20 protein-coding genes are annotated in these 22,933 nt (G+C 67.8%); 13 read left to right on the top strand and 7 right to left on the bottom strand.

Going from position 1 to position 22,933, the window contains the following annotated elements; genetic code table 11:
* Nucleotides 1-67: 67 nt before the first annotated feature.
* From DK26_RS04335 to DK26_RS04305, 7 genes are all read left to right on the top strand, one after another.
* Complete coding sequence (locus tag DK26_RS04335) at nucleotides 68-994, top strand: branched-chain amino acid ABC transporter permease (RefSeq protein ID WP_066468824.1); 927 nt, start codon at nucleotides 68-70, stop codon at nucleotides 992-994.
* Nucleotides 991-1,986, top strand: a complete 996-nt coding sequence (locus DK26_RS04330) for a branched-chain amino acid ABC transporter permease (protein ID WP_066468605.1) — start codon at nucleotides 991-993, stop codon at nucleotides 1,984-1,986. The genes DK26_RS04335 and DK26_RS04330 overlap by 4 nt, the downstream gene beginning before the upstream one ends.
* Nucleotides 1,983-2,732, top strand: a complete 750-nt coding sequence (locus DK26_RS04325; protein WP_066468603.1) for an ABC transporter ATP-binding protein — start codon at nucleotides 1,983-1,985, stop codon at nucleotides 2,730-2,732. The genes DK26_RS04330 and DK26_RS04325 overlap by 4 nt, the downstream gene beginning before the upstream one ends.
* Before the next feature lie 3 nt (nucleotides 2,733-2,735).
* Entirely contained in the window at nucleotides 2,736-3,434 is a 699-nt protein-coding gene (locus DK26_RS04320; protein ID WP_066468601.1) for an ABC transporter ATP-binding protein, read from the top strand.
* Nucleotides 3,435-3,449: 15 nt separating this feature from the next.
* Complete coding sequence (locus DK26_RS04315; protein ID WP_066468596.1) at nucleotides 3,450-3,908, top strand: cupin domain-containing protein; 459 nt, start codon at nucleotides 3,450-3,452, stop codon at nucleotides 3,906-3,908.
* 99 nt (nucleotides 3,909-4,007) lie between these two features.
* A complete protein-coding gene (locus DK26_RS04310; RefSeq protein ID WP_066468595.1) occupies nucleotides 4,008-4,382 on the top strand; it encodes a PilZ domain-containing protein in 375 nt (124 codons plus the stop codon).
* 54 nt (nucleotides 4,383-4,436) lie between these two features.
* Nucleotides 4,437-5,417: a glycerophosphodiester phosphodiesterase family protein gene (locus DK26_RS04305; protein WP_066468594.1), complete on the top strand. Its 981-nt coding sequence runs from the start codon at nucleotides 4,437-4,439 to the stop codon at nucleotides 5,415-5,417.
* Here the strand turns inward: DK26_RS04305 and DK26_RS04300 are convergent.
* Entirely contained in the window at nucleotides 5,414-6,658 is a 1,245-nt protein-coding gene (locus DK26_RS04300) for a flavin-dependent oxidoreductase (RefSeq protein WP_066468592.1), read from the bottom strand. The two genes, DK26_RS04305 and DK26_RS04300, sit on opposite strands and share 4 nt — an antisense overlap.
* 166 nt (nucleotides 6,659-6,824) lie before the next feature.
* Here DK26_RS04300 and DK26_RS04295 point away from each other — a divergent pair, with 166 nt between their 5' ends.
* The 3 genes from DK26_RS04295 to DK26_RS04285 all read left to right on the top strand — a co-directional run bounded on the left by DK26_RS04295 (nucleotide 6,825) and on the right by DK26_RS04285 (nucleotide 9,217).
* On the top strand, nucleotides 6,825-7,220 hold the full coding sequence (locus DK26_RS04295; RefSeq protein WP_327524581.1) for an HU family DNA-binding protein: 396 nt from the start codon (nucleotides 6,825-6,827) through the stop codon (nucleotides 7,218-7,220).
* A gap of 141 nt (nucleotides 7,221-7,361) precedes the next feature.
* The gene (locus DK26_RS04290) at nucleotides 7,362-8,537 is read left to right on the top strand and encodes a VWA domain-containing protein (RefSeq protein ID WP_066468589.1); all 1,176 of its coding nucleotides are present in this window, start codon (nucleotides 7,362-7,364) and stop codon (nucleotides 8,535-8,537) included.
* Between the two features lie 83 nt (nucleotides 8,538-8,620).
* Nucleotides 8,621-9,217, top strand: coding sequence for a hypothetical protein (locus tag DK26_RS04285; protein WP_066468587.1), 597 nt, complete (start codon nucleotides 8,621-8,623; stop codon nucleotides 9,215-9,217).
* Nucleotides 9,218-9,396: 179 nt separating this feature from the next.
* Here DK26_RS04285 and DK26_RS04280 read toward each other — a convergent pair whose 3' ends face one another.
* Nucleotides 9,397-9,819, bottom strand: a complete 423-nt coding sequence (locus DK26_RS04280; RefSeq protein ID WP_066468586.1) for a universal stress protein — start codon at nucleotides 9,817-9,819, stop codon at nucleotides 9,397-9,399.
* 186 nt (nucleotides 9,820-10,005) lie between these two features.
* Here DK26_RS04280 and DK26_RS04275 point away from each other — a divergent pair, with 186 nt between their 5' ends.
* Entirely contained in the window at nucleotides 10,006-11,241 is a 1,236-nt protein-coding gene (locus DK26_RS04275) for an MFS transporter (RefSeq protein ID WP_066468822.1), read from the top strand.
* A 12-nt stretch (nucleotides 11,242-11,253) separates the two neighbouring features.
* On the opposite strand, the gene DK26_RS04270 is transcribed toward DK26_RS04275, so the two are convergent.
* Both DK26_RS04270 and DK26_RS04265 read right to left on the bottom strand, forming a co-directional pair.
* The gene (locus tag DK26_RS04270; RefSeq protein ID WP_066468820.1) at nucleotides 11,254-11,574 is read right to left on the bottom strand and encodes a 2Fe-2S iron-sulfur cluster-binding protein; all 321 of its coding nucleotides are present in this window, start codon (nucleotides 11,572-11,574) and stop codon (nucleotides 11,254-11,256) included.
* A 173-nt stretch (nucleotides 11,575-11,747) separates the two neighbouring features.
* Complete coding sequence (locus DK26_RS04265; RefSeq protein WP_066468585.1) at nucleotides 11,748-12,086, bottom strand: Hpt domain-containing protein; 339 nt, start codon at nucleotides 12,084-12,086, stop codon at nucleotides 11,748-11,750.
* Nucleotides 12,087-12,354: 268 nt separating this feature from the next.
* Here DK26_RS04265 and DK26_RS04260 point away from each other — a divergent pair, with 268 nt between their 5' ends.
* Both DK26_RS04260 and DK26_RS04255 read left to right on the top strand, forming a co-directional pair.
* A complete protein-coding gene (locus DK26_RS04260; protein WP_066468584.1) occupies nucleotides 12,355-18,903 on the top strand; it encodes a hypothetical protein in 6,549 nt (2,182 codons plus the stop codon).
* A gap of 133 nt (nucleotides 18,904-19,036) precedes the next feature.
* Nucleotides 19,037-20,512, top strand: coding sequence for a protein adenylyltransferase SelO (locus DK26_RS04255; protein WP_066468582.1), 1,476 nt, complete (start codon nucleotides 19,037-19,039; stop codon nucleotides 20,510-20,512).
* A 168-nt stretch (nucleotides 20,513-20,680) separates the two neighbouring features.
* Here the strand turns inward: DK26_RS04255 and DK26_RS04250 are convergent, their stop codons facing one another.
* The 3 genes from DK26_RS04250 to DK26_RS04240 form a co-directional block, all read right to left on the bottom strand.
* Nucleotides 20,681-20,995 carry an EthD family reductase gene (locus tag DK26_RS04250; protein ID WP_066468580.1) on the bottom strand — a complete coding sequence of 105 codons (315 nt, stop codon included), beginning with the start codon at nucleotides 20,993-20,995 and terminating at the stop codon, nucleotides 20,681-20,683.
* A gap of 185 nt (nucleotides 20,996-21,180) precedes the next feature.
* Nucleotides 21,181-21,789, bottom strand: a complete 609-nt coding sequence (locus DK26_RS04245; RefSeq protein WP_066468578.1) for an ABC-type transport auxiliary lipoprotein family protein — start codon at nucleotides 21,787-21,789, stop codon at nucleotides 21,181-21,183.
* Nucleotides 21,790-21,793: 4 nt separating this feature from the next.
* On the bottom strand, nucleotides 21,794-22,927 hold the full coding sequence (locus DK26_RS04240) for an MlaD family protein (RefSeq protein ID WP_066468577.1): 1,134 nt from the start codon (nucleotides 22,925-22,927) through the stop codon (nucleotides 21,794-21,796).
* Between the last annotated feature and the right edge of the window lie 6 nt (nucleotides 22,928-22,933).

Genomic DNA, 22,933 nt, shown 5'->3' with positions numbered 1-22,933 from the left:
CGGCCCTCCGCTTCGCTGCGGCCGGGATGACGGCGTCTGTTGTTCTTAAGCCGAGTTGCGCAAGCGCATGACCACCGGCCTTCTCCTAGTCCAGATCCTGAACGGGCTGCAGTTCGGCATCCTGCTGTTCCTGGTGGCGGCAGGGCTGACCCTCGTCTTCGGCGTGATGGACTTCATCAACCTGGCGCATGGCGTGCAGTATATGCTCGGCGCCTATCTGGCAGTGACCTTCGTCGCGCTGACCGGCTCCTTCGTCCTGGGGCTTATACTCGCGCTCGCGGCGGCGCTCGCCTTCGGGCTGGCGCTCGAATTCCTCGTCTTCCGACATCTGTACGAACGAGACCATCTCGATCAGGTGCTGGCGACCTTCGGCCTGATCCTGCTGCTCAACCAGGGCGTCAAGATCATCTGGGGCGCCGCGCCGCTCTCAGTGCCGGTGCCGGAGTTCCTCTCGGGCAATGTCGCGCTGATCGACGGCATTCTCTACCCGACCTACCGCTTCGCGCTGATCGGCGCGGGCCTCGCGGTCGGGCTCCTGCTCTGGTTCGTCGTCGACCGCACCCGCACCGGCATGCTGCTGCGCGCCGGCGCCTCGAACGCGCCGATGGTCTCGGCGCTCGGCGTCGACATCCGCAAGCTGTTCATGATCGTCTTCGCCTTCGGTACCATGCTGGCCGGTTTCGCGGGAGCGATGGCGGCGCCGATCCTCTCGGTCGAGCCCGGCATGGGCGACACTGTCCTGATCCTCGCCTTCGTCGTCATCGTCATAGGCGGCATCGGCTCGATCCGCGGCGCCTTCGTCGCGGCCCTGATCGTCGGCCTCGTCGACACGCTCGGCCGCTCCTTCATGAACGATCTGCTGCGCCTGTTCATGAGCGCGCCCTCGGCCCGTGCCACCGGTGCCGCGCTCTCCTCCATGCTGATCTACCTTTTGATGGCGGTGGTGCTGTTCCTGAGGCCAGAGGGGCTCCTGCCCTCGCGGGGCCGCACATGAGCACCGCGCCGGCCCTGGCGGAGACGGCGGCCGCCCCGGCGCCGCGCCGGCACATCCGGCTGCTGCTGCCTATCCTGCTCTTCGGCCTGCTGGCGCTGGCGCCGCTCGCTGTCAGCCTCGGCATGCCAGCTGGCTGGCTCGCTCTGCTGACGCGGGCGATGATCTTCGCGATCGCGGCGCTCTCGCTCGACCTCATCCTCGGCGTCGGCGGCCTCGTCTCGTTCGGCCATGCCGCCTTCCTCGGCATCGGCGCCTATGTCACCGGCATCATGATCACGGAGGGCCGGGCCGAGGCGCTGCTGATCCTGCCGGTCGTGCTCGGCATCTGCGCCCTGTTCGCCGCGGTCACCGGCGCGATCTGCCTGCGCACCCGCGGCGTCACCTTCATCATGATCACCCTCGCCTTCGGCCAGATGGTCTATTTCCTGGCGCAGGCGCTCTCGGCCTATGGCGGCGATGACGGGCTGACGCTTTACGAGAAGAGCACGGTTGCCGGTCTCGACCTGTTCTCGACGCGCACGGGCTTCTTCTACTGCGTCCTCGCCGCCCTCGCCGGCTGCTATGTGCTGGTCCGCATCCTCGTCGCCTCGCGCTTCGGGCGCATCCTGCGGGCGGCGCGCGAGAACCCAGTGCGGGTCTCGGTCACCGGCTTCGACGTCACCCGCATCCGCCTCATCGCCTATGTGATCAGCGGCATGGTCGCCGGCATCGCCGGCTTCTTCCTCGCCAACCACACCGATTTCGTCAGCCCGGCCTTCATGTCCTGGCAGCGCTCGGGCGAACTGATCTTCATGACCGTGCTCGGCGGCGTCGGCTCGCTGCATGGCGCGATCATCGGCGCCATCGCCTATCTCATCGCCGAGGACGCGCTCTCGCACCTGACCGAGCATTGGCGCGTGATCTTCGGCCCGATGATCGTGCTCTTCGTGCTGTTTACCCGTGGCGGCATCGTCGGCATGATACGCAAGCTGGGTGGGGGTGGTGGCGCATGAGCGAGCCCGTCCTCATTCTCGAAGCCGTGCGCAAATCCTTCGGCGCCCTCAAGGTCACCGACGATGTCAGTCTCTCCGTGGCACCCGGCGAACTGCATGCGCTGATCGGCCCCAATGGTGCCGGCAAGACCACGCTCGTTCACCAGATCTCCGGCATGCTCAAGCCCGACAGCGGCGCGATCCGCTTCCGCGGCGAAGACATCTCGGCGCTGACACCGGAGAAGCGGGCGCGGCGCGGCCTTGCTCGCACCTTCCAGATCACCTCGACCATCGCCTCGCTCTCCGTGCTTGAGAACGTGGCGCTCGGCGTACAGGCCAGGGCGGCTCATCCGCTCTCGCTGTTCCGCAATGCGGCGCGCGACGCGGCCCTGAACCGCCCTGCCCTAGCGGCACTCGAAGCGGTCGGCCTCGCGGACCGCGCCGAGGTTCCCGCCGGCCGTCTCTCGCATGGCGAGAAGCGGGCGCTCGAGCTCGCCATGGCGCTGGCCCTGGAACCGACCGCGATCCTGCTCGACGAGCCGCTGGCCGGGGTCGGCCGGGAGGAAGGCGAGCGATTGATCGAGCTGCTTTCCAGCCTGAAGGGCCGCTATGCCATGCTCCTGGTCGAGCACGACATGGCGGCGGTGTTCGCGCTCGCCGACAAGGTCAGCGTGCTGGTCTATGGCCGCGTCATCGCCTCGGGCGAGCCGGCCGCCGTCCGGGCCGACGCGGCCGTGCGCGAAGCCTATCTCGGCGAGGAGGGCTGAACCGTGCTGACGGTCGAGAACCTCGATGCCGGCTATGGCGAGGCGCAGATCCTGTTCGGCGTCGATCTTTCGGTCGGCGCCGGCGAGGTCGTGACCCTGCTCGGCCGCAACGGCATGGGCAAGACGACGACGATCCGCTCGATCATGGGCCTGATCCGGCCGAAGGCCGGCCGCGTCAGCTTCGGCGGCGTCGACCTCACCGGCAGTGCGCCCTTCCGCCTCGCGCAGGCCGGCATCGGCCTGGTGCCGGAAGGCCGCCAGATCTTTCCGACGCTGTCGGTCGAGGAGAACCTGATCGCGACGGCGGCCAGCCGTTTCGGCCAGCCGCGCTGGACGCTGGAGCGGATCTACGGCTTCCTGCCGCGGCTGAGGGAACGCCGCGCCAACCGCGGCAACCAGCTCTCCGGCGGCGAACAGCAGATGCTGGCGATCGGCCGCGCCTTGATGACCAATCCGAAGCTCGTCATTCTCGACGAGGCGACCGAGGGGCTCGCGCCGATCATCCGCCAGGAGATCTGGGCCTGCCTTTCGGCGTTGAAGGCGGAAGGCGAGTCGATCCTGGTGATCGACAAGAATGTCGATGCGCTGGCGAAGATCGCCGACCGGCATATCGTGCTGGAGAAGGGGCGCGTCGTCTGGCGCGGCTCGAGCGATGACTTGCGCAGCGATAGCGCGGTCAAGGACCGCTTCCTGAATCTGTAAACGGGAGGGAACGAGATGAAGCCGCTGACCGCCGGCGTGACGCGCGCCAATGAGGGCATCGACGCGATCACCTGGAGCATTCTGGGCCAGACCTATGTGCCGAAGACGCTGAGCGAGGACAGCTTTTCCTGGCACGCCATCTTCCCGCCCGGCACCTTCGTGCCACCGCACATCCATCCGACCCAGGACGAGTTCATCTACATGCTGGAGGGCCGGCTCGACCTGGTGCTCGACGGCCATGAATCGCATGCGCTGCCGGGCGATCTGATCCGGCTGCCGCGCAACGTTCCGCACGGGCTGTTCAACAAGAGCGATGCGCCGGTGAAGTGCCTGTTCTGGGTCGCGCCGACCGGCCGGCTCTACGACCTGTTCTGGGCGATCCATTCGATGAAGGAGCAGAACCCGGCCGAAGTGGTGGCGCTCGCGGCGCGCTACGAGATCGACTTCCTGCCGCCTCCCCCGGATGCCGGCTGAGGTCGTCGTTACGGTCCCGGCATTAGGGTTAACCAAGGGTTAAGCGTGCCGGGAACGGCATTCTGGTGCATGCTACGGGCTCCATCAGAGGCCCGGCCCATGCCTGTCGCGACCACCGAACGCCGCCAGCACGCCCGCAACCGCACCCTGATCGGCGCCCAGATCATCTTCAACCAGCGCCAGTCGACGCTGGATTGCACGGTCAGGAACCTGTCCGAGCAGGGCGCGCTGCTCGTCCTTTCCGACGCGATCGCGACGCCCGAGCTGTTCGAATTGTACTTTCCGCTCAAGCGCGAGAGCCGCATGGCGCGGGCGCGCTGGCGCGACGGAGCACGCCAGGGCGTCGAATTCACCAGGCCCGCCAAGACGGATGACGCGCCTGCTCCGCTCGATCTGCAGCGCCGGCTTAAGCAGCTCGAGCAGGAAAATTCCGTGCTGAGGGCGCGCATCGCCCAGCTGACCGAAGCAGGCTGAATCCAGCCGAAATTCCGCCCGCTTCCTCCCCGACATCGCGCGGAGGAGGAAATCATGAAACGATTCGCGCTATACGTGCTTCTGGCGCTTGGCCTGATCGCCGGGCTCGCCGCCTTCCAGAACAGCTCCTTGCTGGCACCGAAGCTGACCGAACGACCGGTGCTGCTCGCCCATCGCGGCCTGGCCCAGACCTATTCGGCCGAGGGCATCACCGCAGCGACCTGCACAGCGGCGCGGATCGACCCGCCGGAGCATCGCTATATCGAGAACACCATCGCCTCGATGGAGGCAGCCTTCGCCGCTGGCGCCGACATCGTCGAGATCGACGTCCACCCGACGCGCGACGGGCAGTTCGCGGTGTTCCACGACTGGACACTGGAGTGCCGCACCAACGGCTCCGGCACGACACGCGACAAGACGATGGCCGAGCTGAAGGTGCTCGACATCGGCCATGGCTACACCGCCGATGGCGGCAAGAGCTTCCCCTTTCGCGGTCAAGGCGTCGGGCTGATGCCCTCGCTCGACGAGGTGCTCGCCCGCTTCCCGGACCAGCGCCTGCTCATCAACGTCAAGAGTCGCGACCCGCAGGAAGGGCGCAGCCTCACGCAGGGGCTTTCGCAGTTGCCGCCGGAGCGGCTCGCCCGGCTGATGGTCTATGGCGGCGAGCCGCCTGTCGCGGCCTTGCGCGAGGCCCTGCCCTCGCTCGTCACCATGTCGGCGCAGGCCGAGAAGCGCTGCCTCGTGCGCTATCTCGCCATGGGCTGGGCCGGGCTCACGCCGAAGGATTGTGAGAAGCAATTGCTGCTCATCCCGTCGAACTACACCAAATGGCTCTGGGGCTGGCCGGAGCGCTTCACGGCGCGCATGCGCGCTGTCGGCAGCGAGGTCATCGTCGCCGGGCCGCTGGTCGGCGGCGAGGTCTCGACCGGGATCGACAGGGCCGAGGACCTTGCAGGCCTGCGCCAGCCGCTGCCCGGCATCTGGACTAACCGGATCGACAAGATCGCACCTCTGGTGAAGGCGCCGACGCCTTAAGGGCGCGGCGCGAGCTGTTCCCGCGCGAAGCCCGCCTTGCCGGCATAGGTCTTCACGATCATCTCGCGCTTGGCGTAGGACAGCACGCGCTCGACATCGTCGAAGCCGTTCGGTGCCAGCTCCTCGACGGCATCGATGACGCGCTCCGGGCCGCCGGCCCGGTTCATCGCCACGATCTCGGCGGTCGCCGGCAGGCGCTGCGCCTCATAGGCGGCGAGCGCCTGGCGCGAATGCTCGGCCCGGACCAGATGGTCGGCGAGACAGCGTGCATCAAGGATCGCCTGCGAGGCGCCGTTAGAGCCAACCGGGTACATCGGATGGGCGGCATCGCCGAGCAGGGTCACGCGCCCATGGGTCCAGCGCGGCAGCGGATCGCGGTCGCACATCGGATAGTCCCAGAAGCCGGGTGTCGCCTGGATCAAGGCGAGGATGTCGACGCCCGGTATCGTGAAGCGGCGGGCGAAGGGCAGCACGTCCTCGAGCCGGCCGGGCTTCGACCAAGCCTCCTTCGGCGGCGGCTTGGCCGGGTCGCCGGTGCGGATGTTGACGACCCAATTGGTCAGGCGGGTGCCCGGCTTGCTCCCCGCCGCGATCGGATAGAGCACGAGCTTGCCGGCCATGCCGCCGGCGATGATCATGCTCTCGCCGTCGAGGAATGCGGGCCAGTCGCAGGCGCCGCGCCACATCTGCACGCCGTTCCAGCGCGGCGCGCCCTGATCTGGGAAGTAATGTGCGCGGACGCTGGAATGGATGCCGTCAGCCGCGATCATCAGATCGGCCCGCGCCGTCTCCCCGCCCTCGCCGCGGCGGGAATCGGTGAAATGCGCGGTGACACCGCCCTCATCCTGCGAGAAGCCCTGTAGCCGACGGCCGCAGCGCAGCGCGTCGGGTCCGAGCCGCTCGACCACCGCGTCTCTGATCACGCCCTGGAGCCGGCCGCGATGGATCGAGAATTGCGGGACCGGCGCACCCGCATGCAGGCCGCGCAGCTCGCGCCAGACAGCCTGGCCGAAGCGGTTCATGTAGACGAGTTCGCGCGTGCGGATCGCGACGGCGTCGAGAGCCGGCAGCAGACCGAGCTCGGCGAGCTCGCGAATGGCGTGCGGCAGCGTATTGATGCCGACGCCGACCTCCCGGATCTCGCTGGACTGCTCGTAGACCGTCGCCGCGATGCCCCGTGCGTGCAGCATTAGCGCCAAGGAGAGGCCGCCAATGCCGCCGCCAACGATGATGACCTTCATGCGCGCTCATTCCCCATTATTATTTCAAGCTTGAAATATCAGCGCGAAGCTTGTCAATCGCCCACCCTCCTCGCCCCTCTCCCTCGGGCAGGGCCGGAAAAGCGCATTTTTCCGCGGAACGATGCCGTATTCTGTGCGTATCTAGACCCAATGCTGTCGTTTTTGGATGGCAGCCATGCAACACGGTGGGTTCGCGCGCGACAGCGCACCGATTCGCCGCGACGCTCCGGCCTTCAAAAGCGGCGCCGGAGCGAGGCTACTTTCATCATTGCTCTTCCAGGAGGGTTGTATGACCAAGAACGAACTGATCGCCGCCATCGCCGACGAGACCGGCAAGACCAAGGCCGACGTCTCGGCCATCCTGGGCTCGCTCGCCGGCGTCGTCGCCAAGACCCTGAAGTCCGGCGGCGACGTCACCCTCGGCGGCATCGGCAAGCTGGCGGCGGCCAAGCGCGAGGCCCGCGAGGCCCGCAACCCGTCGACAGGCGCAACGATCAAGGTTCCCGCCAAGACCGTCGTCAAGTTCAAGGTCACCAAGGATCTGGCCGACGCCGTCGCCTGAGACCATGTGCTAGCCGATGGCTGGCTCATGGCGAAAGGCGCGATGCGTGCTTTCGCCATGAGCCGCCTGAGGCGCACTGGAATACCGCCAGCACAATCGGCTCGGCCTTGACCGCGCCGCCGCGCTGCCCACAGTAGCGCGATGTTCCTACGCCTCTTCACCGATCTGCGCGCCGCCAAGGTGCCCGTCACGCTGCGGGAATACCTTGCCCTGCTTGAGGGGGTCGAAGCCGACCTCGCCGAGCACCGCGTCGACGAGTTCTACCATCTCGCCCGCACCTGCCTCGTCAAGGACGAGCGCCATCTCGACCGCTTCGACCGGGTCTTCGCCCACGTATTCAAGGGCATGGAGACGCTTGGCGAGGCCTTCGAGCAGGCCGGCATTCCCGAGGAATGGCTGCGCAAGCTCGCCGAGAAGTTCCTGACCGAGGAGGAAAAGGCCCAGCTCGATGCTCTCGGCTGGGACAAGCTGCTCGAAACGCTCAAGCAGCGCCTCGCCGAGCAGAAGGGCCGCCACCAGGGCGGCTCGAAATGGATCGGCACCGCCGGCACCTCGCCCTATGGCGCCTATGGCTACAATCCCGAAGGCGTGCGCATCGGCCAGGACAAGAACCGCAATTTCCGGGCGGTGAAGGTCTGGGACAAGCGCGAGTTCAAGGATTTCGACGACACCCGCGAACTCGGCGTCCGCAACTTAAGGATCGCGCTGCGCCGCCTGCGCAAATTCGCCCGCACCGGCGCCGCCGAGGAACTCGATCTCGACGAGACGATCTCGGAGACCGCCAAGCACGGCTATCTCGACGTCAAGCTCAGGCCCGAGCGGCACAACGCCGTGAAGGTCCTGCTCTTCCTCGATGTCGGCGGCTCAATGGACTGGCATATCGAGCTCGCCGAGGAGCTGTTCTCGGCGGCCCGGGCCGAGTTCAAGCATTTCGAGCATTTCTATTTCCACAACTGCCCTTATGAGCGGGTCTGGAAGGAGAATCGGCGCCGGCACGACCAGGTCATCCCGACCTTCGACATTCTGCGCACCTATCCGCCCGACTACCGACTGGTCTTCGTCGGGGACGCGTCGATGAGCCCCTATGAGATCGCCATGCCGGGCGGCTCGGTCGAGCACTGGAACGAGGAGCCCGGCGAGGTCTGGATGCGGCGGCTGACCGAGCGCTTCCAGAAATCCGTCTGGCTCAATCCGGTGCAGCAGCATCTGTGGAGCTACACCCAGTCGATCCTTCAGATCGGCGGGCTGATGGGCGGGCGGATGTTCCCGCTGACGCTGGACGGGCTTGACGGTGCGATGAAGGCGCTGACGCGGTAATTCGCTGGCTCGGGCGTCTCCTCCGGGAGATTCTCGTGTCTGCGCTTTGCTCAGCCCGCAAATGACGGCTAGAGCTTCGCGCCATGCAAGTTGACGACGACGCCCCCCCGCCCTCCTGGCGCCAACGCCCCAAGCCGATCGGCTTCGAGCTCGCCTATCGCCTCGACGGCGACGTGCTGGAGATCGACAGCACCCGCAAGGTCGACCGGGTCAGGCTGTCGGCGGTCGAGCAGGTGCGCTTCTTCTATGCACCGAGCAACGTCACGTCGAAAAGCTATCGCACGCAGCTGCGGCTCACCGACGGCAAGAGTATCACCTTCGGGAACCTGTCCTGGCGCTCGCTGACCGATATCGACCGCGACGATGCGCGCTACCACGCCTTCGTCACCGCGCTATCGGCCGCGATCGCGCGGGCGAACCCGAAGGCCCGCTTCGTCGCCGGCAAGCCCTTTCCGCTTTGGCTGGCGCTGACGGTGGTCGGTGGGCTTTCGCTGGTCATGCTGACCTGGTTCACCCTGCGCGCCTTCCAGACGGAGGCGACCACGGCCGGTTTCCTCGGAATCCTGCTCGGCGCCGCCTCGTTCTGGCAGGTCTGGCCCATGGTCAAGCTCAATCGCCCCAGCGAGCTGTCATGCGGCGAAGTGCCGGACGCGCTGGTACCCGGAGGCAAACAGAGCTGAGGACCTCGGGCCATGCCCGAGCAATTCACGTCGGGTGCGCCGATCTCGTCATCCTGGGCGAGCGAAGCTCGGCCCGAGATCCATCATCAGGCTCCAGTGCCCGTCGATGGATACCGGATCTACGCCGCTTCGCGGCTTGTCCGGGATGACCGCTGTTCTCCTGCGAAAGGGTACGCGCCCTACCGCACCACCAGCACCGAGCACTTGGCGCGCCTGACGATGGTCGAGGCGTTCGAGCCGATGACATAGGCGAGCATGCCGGGCTCATGCGAGCCGATCACGATCAGATCAGCGCCGCTGGCATCGGCCTCCGCCAGCACTTCGCCATGGACCGAACCGACCAGCACCTTGGCTGAAACGCGTTCGCTCGGCAGCTTCACCTTGGCGGCGATCTCGGCGAGCTGCTGCTCGGCCTCGTTTTGCTGACCGGCGTCGAAATCGGCCGGGACGAACTCCATGTAGGTGATCGGCACCAGCGACCGGACATAGACCAGCCGCACCGTACCGTCCGAGGCTGTCGCGAAGGATTCCGCCGCCGCGATGGCCGGGGCTGCCAAATCCGCTTCGGCGAGATCGACCGGAACCAGAATCGATTTGTACATCGCATTCTCCTCGCTGTGCTCGACTGGGATGGATTCTGGCACCGGGCGGATTCCCGGTCGTTGCGCTCGATCAACCGGCGTCACGCATGGTCGTCATGATGCCGCGGAATTTGACGTGGATCGGCATGGGTTTAACAGTCCGGCGGAGGCCGCCCCATGGTGGCATTCTCCTGTCCGGATGCGCCGATGCCCGAAGCCTCCCCTCCTCGCCGGCTGACCGGGCTCCTCGCCTCTCCGACCAGCTTCCTGATGGTGCTCGCCTTCGTCAACTGGTTCGGCTACGCGAGCTGGAGCGCGCTGCTGAACAATTTCGCCAAGGAAGCGGCGGGCTTCACCGGTCAGGACATCGGCATCCTGCAGTCGGTGCGCGAAATCCCGGGTTTCCTGGCCTTCACCGCGATCATCCTGTTCTGGATCATGCGCGAGCAGATGCTGGCCTATCTGAGCCTGCTGACGCTGGGTCTCGGCGTCGCGCTCACCGGCTTCTATCCGAGCCTCGGCGGGCTCTTGCTGACGACGACGATCATGTCGATCGGCTTCCACTATTACGAGACGGCCCAGCAATCCCTGCAATTGCAGCTGCTGCCGAAATCGGAGGCGCCGCGCCTGCTCGGCAGGATCGCCGGGGCCTCGGCGATCGCGCAATTGCTCGCCTTCGGCTCGATCGCGCTGATCTGGCGAACGCTGCAGCCGAGCTATGCCACTGTCTTCCTCGGCGCCGGCGTCGTCACCATCGCTCTCACCATCGTCGCAATGGCGCTGTTCCCGCGCTTCCAGGGCGCGGTGCCGCAGAACAAGGGTTTTGTGCTCCGCAAGCGCTACTGGCTTTATTACGCGCTGACCTTCATGTCGGGCGCGCGGCGCCAGATCTTCATGGCCTTTGGCGGCTTCCTGCTGGTCGAGCGCTTTGGCTACGACGTCGCGGCGACGGCGACCCTGCTGCTCGCGACTTATGGCATCAACGCCTTCGCCGGGCCGCTGCTCGGCAGCCTGGTCGGCCGGATCGGCGAGCGCGCCACGATCCAGCTCGAGAACATCTCACTGATCGCGGTGTTCGTCGGCTATGCGCTGGCGAGCCATGGCCAATTCGGCGCCTGGGGCGCGCTGGTGGCAGGCGCGCTCTTCGTCATCGACGGCGTCTTCTTCACACTGGTCCTGGCCCAGCGCACCTATTTCCAGAAGATCGCCGACCCAGCCGACATCGCGCCGACCTCGGCGGTCGCCTTCACGATCAACCACATCGCGGCGGTGTTCCTGCCGATCACCTTCGGCCTGATCTGGCTGCGCGATCCGGCGCTGGTCTTCTATATCGGGGCGGCGGTAGCCACGGGCTCTCTCACCCTGTCGCTGCTGGTGCCGCGCCATCCGAAGGCCGGGCACGAGACGACGCTCGCGCCGACGGCACCCGCCGCGGCCGAATAGGCCGCCCGCCGCTCAGCCCTGCCGGGCCGGCGTGCGGACGATCAGGCCGTCGAGCTCGTCGCGGACGCGGATCTGGCAGGACAGGCGCGAGCCTGGGCGCACGTCGAAGGCGAAGTCGAGCATGTCCTCCTCCATCGGCTCGGCCTGGCCGGTCGCCGCGAGCCAGGCATCATCGACATAGACATGGCAGGTTGCGCAGGCGCAGGCTCCGCCGCATTCGGCCTCGATGCCCGGCACGCCGTTGCGGACCGCGACCTCCATCACCGTCGAGCCGACCTCGCCTTCCACCGTGCGGCTGGTACCCTGGGCATCGATGAACGTGATCTGCGGCATGGTGAACTCCGGCACGCCATCCTGGCGGCTTAGCGGCTTGACCTGTCCGGGCGAAGCCAGGCGCGGTCCTGGAGACGCGCCACGTCAATCGCCCGCAAATGGGATTGAGGCCCGCGGGCAGCCGCGAGCCAAATCGTCTCTAGAGGATTTCGAAAGCGGGCGAAACGGCGATTTCAGGCAGCGCAGTCGAAGCGCGCAATCGCCGCACGGGCCTCTGCCGCCGCCAGCGTCAACGCATCCATGCTCGCCTCCTGGGGATGCGAGCCCGGCGCGGCGAGCTGCTGCTCGATCAGGTCGGCCGCATCGGCGACCTGCCAGGCGCCGATCGCCCGGGCGGCACCTTTCAGCGTGTGGGCGGCGTCGCGCCTGGCGTTATCGTCGGCGCTGCCATGGATGGTGCGCAGATGGCGGGCGCATTGCTGGGAGAAGAGGACGAGCAGTTCGCGCTCCAGCGCGATATCGCCGCCCGTCTGGCGGGCGAGATGCTCGAGATCGATGGCTGTATTGCTCATTGTGGTACTCGACTTTCAGGTCCGAGACCGCGTGCCGGGCGCGGTCTCGTGACCCCTTAGGAAGCGCCATCATGGTGAATGAGGCGTTAACGACGTTTGTGAATCGGCGAGGGAAACTGGTTTCATTCAGTCCTTGCCTCAACTACGCTTCGAGACAGTAAACGATGGGCGTCGTGTCGCTTGCGGGATCTCGGCTTGAGGCGGCCGGTTTTCGTCGTGCGGCGTGTGACGACACGTCCATCGCCAGTAGCGTAGCGAGGCGGCATTCATGACCCGGCAGAACAAGCTCCAGGATCCGACCGAGGCCGCCATGTCGGCGATCGAGGAAGCGCTGAGGCTGGACCAGCCCAAGGGCGACGACACCGCGGACAGTCCCGAGCTGAAGCTGCCCTCCGCTGCCGGGGGCGACCTCAAGGTCGAATTGCCGCGCGTCGAGGCCGCACCGCTCAAGTCCGAGGCCGCCGAGCCCGCGCCGCCGCCGCGCCCGGCCATCGCCCCCGACACCAGCCGCGTCGCCAATGACGACCGCCGCGATTCCAGCTCGCTCGTCCAGGCTTTCTCCGCCCGCCCCTCCGGCAGGCCCTACTGGCTCGCCGCCCTCGCCTCCCTCGCCTGGCTCGGCGGCGTCGGCTTCACGCTGGTCAGCCGCTACGGCTCCTTCACCGAGGGCCTGCCGCCCGGCATCGCCGCCTTCGGCCCGGGGCAATGGGCCCTGCTCACGCTCGGCGCCGGCGCGCCGGTCGTCTTCTTCTTCGTCCTGGCGGCGCTCTATCGCCGCACCCAGGAAATGCGCCTCGTCTCGCGGGCGATGACCGAGGTCGCGCTGCGTCTGGCCGAGCCCGAGATCGTCGCCACCGATTCCGTGCTCTCGCTGAGCCAGACCATCCGCCGCGAGGTCGCCGCCATGGGCGACGGCATCGAACGCGCCGTGGCGCGGGCCGGCGAGCTCGAGACCATCGTGCGCGGCGAGATCGCGACGCTGGAGCGCGCCTATGCCGACAACGAAATCCGGCTGCGCTCGCTCATCGACGAGCTGGTGACGCAGCGCGAATCCGTCGTCGGCAATGCCGAGCGGGTCAAGTTCGCCATCAGCGGCGCCCATGAGAACATCAGCAAGGACCTCGAAACCGCCAGCCGCTCGATCGCCGAGGCGGTCGCGCAGGCCGGCGAACGCGTCACGGTGACGCTGAGCGACAAGGGCGACCAGATCACGCTGGCGCTCGGCCGCGCCGGTGAGCGCATGGTCGACGAGATCAGCGGCCGCGGCAACGAGCTGGTCGAGCGCCTGCAGGTCACCTCGAGCGAGGTCGGCGAGCGCCTGACCGGCGCCAGCCACAGCGTCACCGGCCTGATCGACAGCCGGGTCCAGGAGATCGCGAGCTCGCTGGAGCGCACCGGCGCGGTACTGACCGAGGGCCTCACCGCCGGCGCCCGCGACGTCACCCGCGCCATCAGCGAGACAGGCGCGCAGGTTGCCGAGACGCTCGCCAACCGGGCCGAGACCGTCAACGAAACGCTGCGCACCACCGGCGAGACGCTGGCGCAGGAGATCTCCCAGCGCGGCACCACCGTGGCCGAGCGCTTCGAGCAGAGCGGTCGCACCCTTGTCGGGCTGATCGACGAGCAGAGCAGCAACCTGACCGCGCGCCTGGCTGAGACCGGCGAGACGCTGCGCACCACCATCTCGGACGAGGGCGAGAGCGTCACCACACGCTTGGCCGAGGTCGGCCGCGGCGTGCATGTGCTGCTCAGCAAGCAGAACGAACTCGTCGCCTCGCGCATCCAGGAGGCTGGCGACACCGTCCACAGCCTGCTCGGCAAGCAGGGCGAAACGCTGGTCGAGCGGCTGACCGAGACGGTGCAGACCGTAGACGGGCTGCTGCGCGAGCAGAGCGACTCGATCATCCTGCGCTTCGACGAAGCCGGAAAGGGTCTCAACACGCTGATCGGCGAACGCGGCGAGGAACTCACCGCCCGCATCTCCGCCGTCGGCGCGACCGTGCACAGCCTGTTCTCCGAAGAGGCCGGCAGCCTCGTCACCCGCCTCTCCGATATCGGCCATGACGTCCGCGGCGCCATCGGCAGCCAGGGCGATACGCTGATCGAGCGCCTGTCCGAAGTCGGCAAGGGCATGCAGGAGGCTCTCGGCGAGCGCGGCGACGGCCTCGTCGCGCGCCTCGCCAACGTCACCCGCGAAGTCGAGGAGGCGATCGGCGCCCGCGGCGACGGTCTCGTCGCCCGCCTCTCCGAAGTCACCCGCGACGTCGAGGCGGCGATCGATCAGCGCGGCGGCGGGCTGGTCAGCAGCCTCGCCAACGTCACCCGCGAGGTCGAGGACACGATCGGCGCGCGCGGCGACGGTCTCGTCGCCCGCCTCGCCGAAGTTACCCGCGATGTCGAGGCCGCGATCGATCAGCGCGGTGGTGGGCTGGTCAGCAGCCTCGCCAACGTCGCCCGCGAGGTCGAGGACACGATCGGTGCCCGCGGCGACGGGCTGGTCGCCCGCCTCGCCGACGCCTCGCGCGAGGTCGAGAACGCCCTCGGCGCCCGTGGCGAAGGCTTGGCCGCGCGCCTGGCGGAAGTCACCCGCGAGGTCGAGAATTCCATCGGTGCCCGCGGCGACGGTCTGGTTTCCCGCCTCGCCGAGGTCACCGGCGAGATCGAGAATGCCATAGGCGCCCGGGGCGATGGTCTGGTCTCGCGCCTTGCCGACGTCACCCGCGAGGTCGAAACCGCGATCGAGGAGCGCGGCGGCGGACTGGTGTCGCGCCTGTCGGATGTCGGCCGCGAGGTCCAGAGCGCGCTCGGCGAGCGCGGCGAGAGCCTTGTGGCGCGCCTCTCCGAGGTCGGCGCCGACGTCCAGGCTGCGATCGGCGAGCAGCGCGAGAATCTGATCCTGCAGCTGGCAGAGGCCGGCTCGGGCGTGCGCAACCTGTTGATCGCGGAAAGCGAGGCCCTGAGCGGCCGCGTCGTCGCCACCGGCCAGGACATGCAGGAGTTGCTCACCGGCCAGAGCCAGGCCCTTGTCACCCGCGTCGCCGATGTCGGCCGCTCGGTGCACGGCCTGCTCGCCGAGCGCAGCGGTGCGCTGATCAGCCAGCTCGCCAATGCCGGCCAGTCCCTGCACGACCGTCTCGGCGACCAGGGCGAGGCGATCGCGGCCCGCATCAATGCGGCGAGCGACAGCGCCCGCGCAGTGTTCGACGACCAGCAGGCAGCCTTCATCGCACGCCTGACGCAGACCGGCGACGAGGTCGCCGGCACGCTGGGCAGCCAGCGCGAGAGCATCATCGCCGGCCTCACCGCCACCGGGCGCGAGGTTCACGGCCTGATCGGCGCGCAGCGCGAGGCCCTTATCGCCGACCTGACCACGACCGGCCGCGAGGTCCATGGCCTGCTCGGCGAGCAGAGCGAGCGCCTGGGCGATGCCGCCCGCAAGCTCGCCGAGACGATCAACGTCGATGGCCGCCATGTCGCCGACCGCGTCAGCGACGCGACGATCGCGCTGCGCGAGACCTTCACCACCCAGGCCGATCAGGCGAGCAGCCTGCTCGCCGCGACCGGCAAGGACGTGGTGATCGCGCTGACCCAACAGGGCGGGCGCGTCAACGAGGCTCTGGCCGCGAACGCCGAGTCGCTGATGCGCTCGGTCGATGTTCGCTCGCAGGCGCTCAACGAGTTGCTGGCCGGGCGCCATGACGCGTTCACCCGCCTCTTCGACGTCCAGGGCCGCGAGATCGAGGCTTCGATCGGCGCCCGCCTCGGCGCGCTCGAGGAGATCGTCGTCACCCGCGGCGGCACGCTGGCCTCGAAGATCGCCAACGATGCCCGCTCCTTCACCGACTCGGTGACGCTGCGCCTCGGCCAGGTCGAGAAGCTGCTCGGCGAGGAAGGCCAAGCCCTGGCGGAACGCATCGGCGAGCGCTCGCAGCACGCGGCCGAGATCATGAGCACGCGGACGCAGGAAGCGGCCGCGGCGATGGAGAACCAGATCCGCATCTTCGAGGAGCGTTCCAGCGCCAAGAGCGCCGAGATCGCGACCTCGCTCGACGGGCTCATCGACCGCATCGACGGCAATCTCGGCTCGCGCGCCACGGCGCTCAACGAGGCGCTGGTCGAGCGCACCGTCGACATCGCCCGCGTCATGGCCGAGGGCGGGCGCGAGGTCACCCGCGCTCTGGCGGCCAAGGCCGACGAGATCGGCGAGGTCGTAACCTCGAAGAGCGAGGCGCTGACGCGCACGCTCGCCGACAAGGCCGACAGCATCAATGCGACGCTGGGCGGGCGCGCCCTGCAGATCGCCGACACGCTCGACCAGAGCGTCGCGCGCTTCGAGGAGCGTGTGGTCGACCGGCTCGACAGCGTCTCCGGCACGCTGGATTCGCGCGGCACCGAGATCGCCGAGCGGCTCCAGGGCACCTCCGAGGCCATATCGCTCACGCTCGGCGCCCGCGCCGAGGAGCTGCGCGCCCTGTTCGACGACAAGGGCAGCGGCATGATCAACGCGCTCGGCCAGCACGGCTCGCAGATCGCCCTCACCTTGCAGAGCAAGTCGGACGAGATCGCTGCCGCGCTCGGCGCCAGCAGCGAGCAGCTGCGAGTCCTGTTCGACGAGAAGGGCAACGGCGTGATCAGCGCCCTCGGCCAGCGCGGCTCGATGATCGCCCAGACCCTGCAGAGCAAGTCGGATGAGATCGCCGCCGCGCTCGGCGCCAGCAACGAGCAGCTGTTGGCCCTGTTCGATGAGAAGGGCGGAAGCGCCGTCAGCGCCCTCGGCCAGCGCGGCTCGATGATCGCCCACACCCTGCAGAGCAAGTCGGACGAGATCGCCGCCGTGCTCGGCGCCAGTACCGAGGAACTGCGCGCCCTCTTCGACGAGAAGGGCGGCGGCGTGATCGCCACGCTCGACCAGCGTGGTGCGCAGATCGCGCAGACGCTCGAAATGAAGTCCGGCGAGCTCGCGACGGCTCTCGGCTCCCGTACCGCGGAGCTGCGTGCGCTGTTCGACCAGACCGGCGGCGGCATGATCGAAGCGCTCAGCCAGAAGGGCGAGGCAATCGCCGGCGAGGTCGCGAATGTCGGCGAAGCGGTGGTGCGGAGCCTCACCAGCCGCGGCACCTCGATCATTGAGGGGCTGCGCGAGCGTGGCGCGGACATCACCGGCGCGCTCGAAACCGCGTCGAGCCAGCTGCGCGAGACGCTCGAGAGCGGCACCAGCCAGTCGGTCGAGGCCCTGCTCCAGACCAATGAGCAGCTGCGCACCGAGCTCGGCGGCATGCTCGGCCGCCTCGGCGAGGCGAACAAGCTGATGCAGCAGATCGTCACCGGGGCGAACAAGAACCTGGTCGCGATCGAAGGCAGCCTGTCCGGGCGTGTCGAGGAGCTGCAGAACGTGCTCTCGACCGTGGTCGAGGAGACCGGCCGCGCCTCGATGCAGGTCGCAAGCCAGATCGAGGCGCTTAAGGGCTTCTCGGAAGGTACGCTGCGTGAGACCACGGCCCTGATCTCCCGGATCGACGAGCAGGGCTCCTCGATGACGGAGGCGACGCAGACCAATGCCGCGGCGCTGAACTCGGTCGCGGCCCGTCTCGAGCAGGTCGAGGCCCGCGTCGGCAATGCGCTGGCCGACCGCAAGGAGGCGCTCGAGCATCTGCACGGGCTGATCGCCACCCGCACCGACGATATCGAGCAGATCACCCGCTCCTTCTCGTCGACGCTGGATGCTTCGCTCAGTGCCGCGGAAGGCCGCACCCGCGAGATCGGCGGCGTGCTCAGCGAGTCCGCAGAGGCCACGACCAACGCGATCGCCGCGCAGTTCGACACGATCCGCGCCGCCAGCGGCCGCGAGCGCGAGCGCATCACGCAGGCCCTCCGCTCCTCCTATGAGCAGGTGGTCAGCGAGGTCGGCACCGAGATCGCCAAGGTCACGGAGCGCTTCCAGAGCGCGGCCGAGGACATGCGCGGCATGTCGGCGGAGATCCAGAAGGAGCTCGAGGCGACGCGTTCCGAGCTGAAGCGCGGCGTGCTCGACCTGCCGCGCGAGACGCAGGAATCGACCGCGGCAATGCGCCGGGTCGTCGCCGACCAGATCAAGGCGCTCAACGAGCTGACTGAGATCGTCACCCGCTCGGGCCGCAGCAGCGATGTCGCACGCCCGGCAGCCGAGAATGGCAGCCGGCGCGCGGCCAGCTTCCAGGCGAGCGCCCCGGCGCAAGCCTCGGTTGCGGTGCCCAGCCCGCGCATGCCTGCACTGATGGAGCCGCTGCGCGCCTCGATCGACCCGACGCCGGAGCCGACCCGAGCCGAGCCCGCCCGCGCGCCGGCGGCCGAGCCGGCCCGTCAGGACGCGGTGCGGACGGAAACCGCCCGCCGGCAGCCGGAGGCAGCCCCGGCCAAGTCGGGCTGGCTCTCCGATCTGCTCAACCGCGCCTCGCGCGACGAGCGGGCGCCGGAAGCGTCCAAGCCGACCGCCCACAGCATCGAGAAGCTCGACTCGCTCTCGGTCGACATCGCCCGGATGATCGACCATGACGCCGCCGTCGAGCTTTGGGATCGCTACAAGCGCGGCGAGCGCAACGTCTTCACGCGCCGGCTCTACACCCTGCAGGGCCAGCAGACTTTCGACGAGATCCGGCGCAAGTATCGCCGCGACGCCGAGTTCAAGGAGACCGTCGACCGCTATATCGAGGAGTTCGAGCGCCTGCTCGGCGAGGCGGCCAAGGATGACCGCGACTCGATGGTGGCCAAGACCTACCTGACCTCGGAGACCGGCAAGGTCTACACCATGCTGGCCCATGCCAGCGGGCGCTTCGAGTAAGCGCCCTCTCCTTCCGGACCAGCAAGATCGAGGGCCGCCCGTCAGGGCGGCCTTTTTCTTGCCAGCGGAAAGCGCAGGCGGCGCGCGGGCGCCGTCCCTTTGCGAAGCCGTCAGCCCGGCCTATCTACGAGCGATGAGCAGGATCGCTTTCGACAACTCCTATGCGCGACTCCCCCCGCGCTTTTTCGCGCAGGTCGAGCCGACGGCAGTCAGCGCGCCGCGCCTCATCAGGCTCAACGAGGCGCTGGCGACGGAGCTCGGCCTCGATCCGGCCTGGCTGAGCAGCCCACAGGGCATTGCGACGCTCGCCGGCAACAACCTCGTCGAGGGGGCGACGCCGATCGCCACCGCCTATGCCGGTCACCAGTTCGGCGGATTCAACCCGCAGCTCGGCGACGGCCGCGCCATCCTGCTCGGCGAGGTGATCGACCGCGCGGGCGGCCGCCGCGACATCCAGCTCAAGGGCGCGGGCCAGACCCCGTTCTCGCGCCGGGGAGACGGCCGGGCCGCGCTCGGGCCGGTTCTGCGCGAGTACATCGTCGGCGAAGCGATGGCGGCGCTCGGCATCCCGACGACGCGGGCGCTCGCCGCGGTGCGGACGGGCGATTGGGTCAGGCGGGAGCGGATGCTGCCCGGCGCCATCCTGACGCGCGTCGCCGCCAGCCATATCAGGATCGGCACCTTCCAGTTCTTCGCGGCGCGCAGCGATAGCGAGGGATTGCGCGTGCTCGCGGACCACGCGATCGCCCGACACTATCCGGATTGCGCCGGCAGCGATGCGCCCTATCTTTGCCTGCTCGAAGCCGTCATCGCAGCGCAGGCCGCCCTCGTCGGGCAATGGCTGCTGACCGGCTTCATCCACGGCGTCATGAACACCGACAACATGTCGATCGCCGGCGAGACCATCGATTACGGGCCGTGCGCCTTCATGGACAGCTATGACGCTGGCACGGTGTTCAGCTCGATCGACGAGCATGGCCGCTACGCCTATGGCAACCAGCCGGCGATCGCGCGCTGGAACCTGACCCGCCTCGCCGAGGCGCTGCTGCCCCTGCTGGCTGAGGATGTCGATCAGGCGATTCCGATCGCTCAGGCGGCGCTCGACCGCTTCGAGCCCCAGTTCCAGAGCGGGCTCGTCGCCGGCTTTCGCCGCAAGCTCGGGCTCACCATGGAAGAACCTGAGGACATCGAGCTGATCAGGACGCTGCTGGAAACGATGCAGCGCGGGAAGGCCGACTTCACGCTGACCTTCCGACGGCTGGGCCAGGACGCCACGGCTCTCGCCGATGGCGAGGGCTGCCGTGACCTGTTCGAGCACCCCGCCGAATTCGATGGCTGGGAAAGCCGCTGGCGCCAGCGGCTGCAGAAGGAGCCACGCGCGGCCGAGACGCAGCGGGCGGCGATGCGCGCCGTCAATCCGCTCTTCATCCCCCGAAACCACCGTATCGAGGCGGTGATCCAGGCCGCCGAGGAGCGGGACGACCTTAAGCCCTTCGAGGAACTGCTTTCCGTTCTGGCGAAGCCCTATGAGGAGCAGCCGGGGCGCGAGAACTATGCCTTGCCGCCGGCCGCCCATGAGCGCGTGCTCGCGACCTTCTGCGGCACCTAGATCGCCGAGCGTCCTACTGGACGCACGCTGGCGATCTATCTCTTTGTTAAAGCGTCGGATGCGACCGAAAAGTGGATTCCACCTTTCGGTCCGTTGCTCTAGGTCACCGACCTATAAACCGCATCCAGATTTGGCTGTAGCGAGTTTGACGAGAGCAAGGTCGAAGCCCTACCCTTCAACGACCTCGCTGATCTGCACGATGGGGGCGATGTCCGTATAGTTGGCGACGCCCGCGGCGATCTCCGCGCGATGGGGACCCAACGCCTCCTGGAATGTCTCCAGACTCGGCGAGTAGACGTGGCATGCCGCGACGAACTCCGGCGCGCTTCCAGGTTCGCGACCCGCAAGGCCCTTATCGATCTCGTAGCGCAGGCAGGCATCGCCGAGCCGTTCCTGGAGTAAAGGCATATGGCGGGTGCGGTAGTAGTCGTGATCGAACTTCGAGCCGCCGTCGGCCGGATAGTAGACACTCATCTTGATCATGGTCGGGCTCCTGCCTGAGCGCCTTTGCGAGCGTTCGAGGCGCCTTAAGCTTGAATCAGAACCTTGCAGCTACCGCCAGCATTATGGGTGCGCGACCTGGTCAGCCGCACCTCGCGCAGGCGCTGTCCCGAAGGGCGACGGCCACGCCTTTCCGCGCATGGCGGCTCGGCGCTCTGGCAGCGCCTTCAGCCGCGCCCTGCCCAGCGCACGATGTCGATCAGCACCTGCGACAGCGCCTTGTCGAGGGCATGGGCAGCTGCGGCGCCGTCGACGGTCCCGGCCGGAACGCGCGCCGAGAACAGCTTGGCCCGCTGGATTTTTCCGGTGCGGTCGCCGATCAGCTTGGCGGTGATCTCGACCACGGCCTGGCCACTGGCGGCGTCGATGTTGAAGCTGCGGATATCGGTGTTGAGCTGGACGTCTGGCACCATGCGCTCGCCCGGCCGGCTGACCGAGGCGATCCGGCTGCCATTCTCGAAGGTCTGGATCAAACGGGTCTGGACCAGCCGCGGCACGCGGTCCGCCCATTGCGCGCTGCCGAGGAAGGACAGTGCACCGGCGGAATCCTTGACGATGAGCCGGTCCGAATCGAGCGCCTGAACCGTAGTCGGCTCGGCGACGACGAGGGCTGCCTGCGAGCCGCCGACACGGCCGAAATCGCGCGGCGCCGAAAGATCGAAGGTCGTCGGGGCCGGGCCGCCGCCGCAGCCAGCCAGCAGCAAGGCGACTGCTATCGCACCGGAAACGGCACGCGTGCGGGCAGGGAGCGACGAAAGCGGGCTGGGCATCAGCATCGAACTAGCGTGATCCACCATATTGGGGAAGCGGCGGGCGACCGCCGAAGATGAACTGCTGGGGATTACGCTCGAAGCTACGCAAAGTTCGATTCACGTCGGACAGGGTACGCTTGCCATCGGCAGCCAGCGATTCGAGATCGCGCAGGCCTGGGCCGGTGAAGCGGTTGATCCCGGCGGTGATCTCGGCCGTGCGCTTGTCGAGATTGTCGGCAAGAACGCGAATCGACTTCGCGGCGTTGCCGACCTCGGCGAGTGCCCCCTGCCCGTCCTCCGCGTTCAGGAAGGACTGTGCCGCCTTCAGCACACCTTCGACCTGATCGGCGGCACGATTGAGCTTCTCGGTGATCGAGGCGACGTCGCTCACCACCTTCGAGACGTCGTTGCTGGAGCCGCCGAGCGCCGCGGTGAACTTGTCGATATTGTTGACGATGTTGGAGATCTTCTGGTCGTCGACCGATCGCACCACCTCCGTCAGCTCCTCGCTGAGCACGCCGAGCTTCTGGGTCAGCGGCGAGATCGTCTCGGCGATTTGGCCGAAGCTCGCCATCAGCTTGTCGATGCCGTCGGCATTGTTGCCGAGCGCGGCCGAGAACTTCTCGACATTGCGCACAGTCGCGGAGATCGAGCCGGAATTCTCCTTGATCAGCCCGTCCAGGCTGCCGAGCACCTGATCTGCCTTCTGCGCGACATTGCGCACGGATTCGATGATGTCCTGGAACTCCGAGCGCTCGGCGTAGATCGTCGGCAGCTTCTCGCCGGGTTTCACATCGAGGATCGGCGCGTTGGGCTCGCCGCCGATAAGCTGCAGCGCGACCACACCAGCCAGGCCCTGCGCCTCGATACGCGCGCGCGTATCCTTGCGCAGCGGCGTCGTGTTCTCGACCTCGATCACCCCGTAGATGCGGCTCGGATCGTCAGGCTGGAGGCCGATCTGCTTGACCTCGCCGACGCGCAGGCCGTTGAAGAGCACGCTCGAGCCGCGCGCCAGCCCGGTCACCGAACCGGTGAAGATCACCCTGACATCCTGCTTGCGGCCGGTGCCGCCGCTGCCGAACCAGTAGACGAAGCCGAACATCGCCGCGATCACCGCGAGCGTGAACAAACCGACCAGAGCATAGTTGGCGCGAGACTCCATGATGCT

The sequence above is a fragment of the Allobosea sp. WAO genome, assembly GCF_001509835.1.
Lineage (GTDB): Bacteria > Pseudomonadota > Alphaproteobacteria > Rhizobiales > Beijerinckiaceae > Allobosea.
This window is presented reverse-complemented; position numbering and strand designations above follow the sequence as displayed.

Bases quoted from the DNA above. Each gene is read 5' to 3' on its own strand.
- DK26_RS04275 (WP_066468822.1), top strand. From the start codon at position 10,006: ATGCCCGAAGCCTCCCCTCCTCGCCGGCTGACCGGGCTCCTCGCCTCT.
- DK26_RS04305 (WP_066468594.1), top strand. From the start codon at position 4,437: ATGAAACGATTCGCGCTATACGTGCTTCTGGCGCTTGGCCTGATCGCC.
- DK26_RS04250 (WP_066468580.1), bottom strand. From the start codon at position 20,995: ATGATCAAGATGAGTGTCTACTATCCGGCCGACGGCGGCTCGAAGTTC.
- DK26_RS04290 (WP_066468589.1), top strand. From the start codon at position 7,362: ATGTTCCTACGCCTCTTCACCGATCTGCGCGCCGCCAAGGTGCCCGTC.
- DK26_RS04310 (WP_066468595.1), top strand. From the start codon at position 4,008: ATGCCTGTCGCGACCACCGAACGCCGCCAGCACGCCCGCAACCGCACC.
- DK26_RS04280 (WP_066468586.1), bottom strand. From the start codon at position 9,819: ATGTACAAATCGATTCTGGTTCCGGTCGATCTCGCCGAAGCGGATTTG.
- DK26_RS04245 (WP_066468578.1), bottom strand. From the start codon at position 21,789: ATGCTGATGCCCAGCCCGCTTTCGTCGCTCCCTGCCCGCACGCGTGCC.
- DK26_RS04315 (WP_066468596.1), top strand. From the start codon at position 3,450: ATGAAGCCGCTGACCGCCGGCGTGACGCGCGCCAATGAGGGCATCGAC.
- DK26_RS04285 (WP_066468587.1), top strand. From the start codon at position 8,621: ATGCAAGTTGACGACGACGCCCCCCCGCCCTCCTGGCGCCAACGCCCC.
- DK26_RS04265 (WP_066468585.1), bottom strand. From the start codon at position 12,086: ATGAGCAATACAGCCATCGATCTCGAGCATCTCGCCCGCCAGACGGGC.
- DK26_RS04260 (WP_066468584.1), top strand. From the start codon at position 12,355: ATGACCCGGCAGAACAAGCTCCAGGATCCGACCGAGGCCGCCATGTCG.
- DK26_RS04325 (WP_066468603.1), top strand. From the start codon at position 1,983: ATGAGCGAGCCCGTCCTCATTCTCGAAGCCGTGCGCAAATCCTTCGGC.
- DK26_RS04295 (WP_327524581.1), top strand. From the start codon at position 6,825: ATGGCAGCCATGCAACACGGTGGGTTCGCGCGCGACAGCGCACCGATT.
- DK26_RS04270 (WP_066468820.1), bottom strand. From the start codon at position 11,574: ATGCCGCAGATCACGTTCATCGATGCCCAGGGTACCAGCCGCACGGTG.
- DK26_RS04255 (WP_066468582.1), top strand. From the start codon at position 19,037: ATGAGCAGGATCGCTTTCGACAACTCCTATGCGCGACTCCCCCCGCGC.
- DK26_RS04330 (WP_066468605.1), top strand. From the start codon at position 991: ATGAGCACCGCGCCGGCCCTGGCGGAGACGGCGGCCGCCCCGGCGCCG.
- DK26_RS04335 (WP_066468824.1), top strand. From the start codon at position 68: ATGACCACCGGCCTTCTCCTAGTCCAGATCCTGAACGGGCTGCAGTTC.
- DK26_RS04240 (WP_066468577.1), bottom strand. From the start codon at position 22,927: ATGGAGTCTCGCGCCAACTATGCTCTGGTCGGTTTGTTCACGCTCGCG.
- DK26_RS04300 (WP_066468592.1), bottom strand. From the start codon at position 6,658: ATGAAGGTCATCATCGTTGGCGGCGGCATTGGCGGCCTCTCCTTGGCG.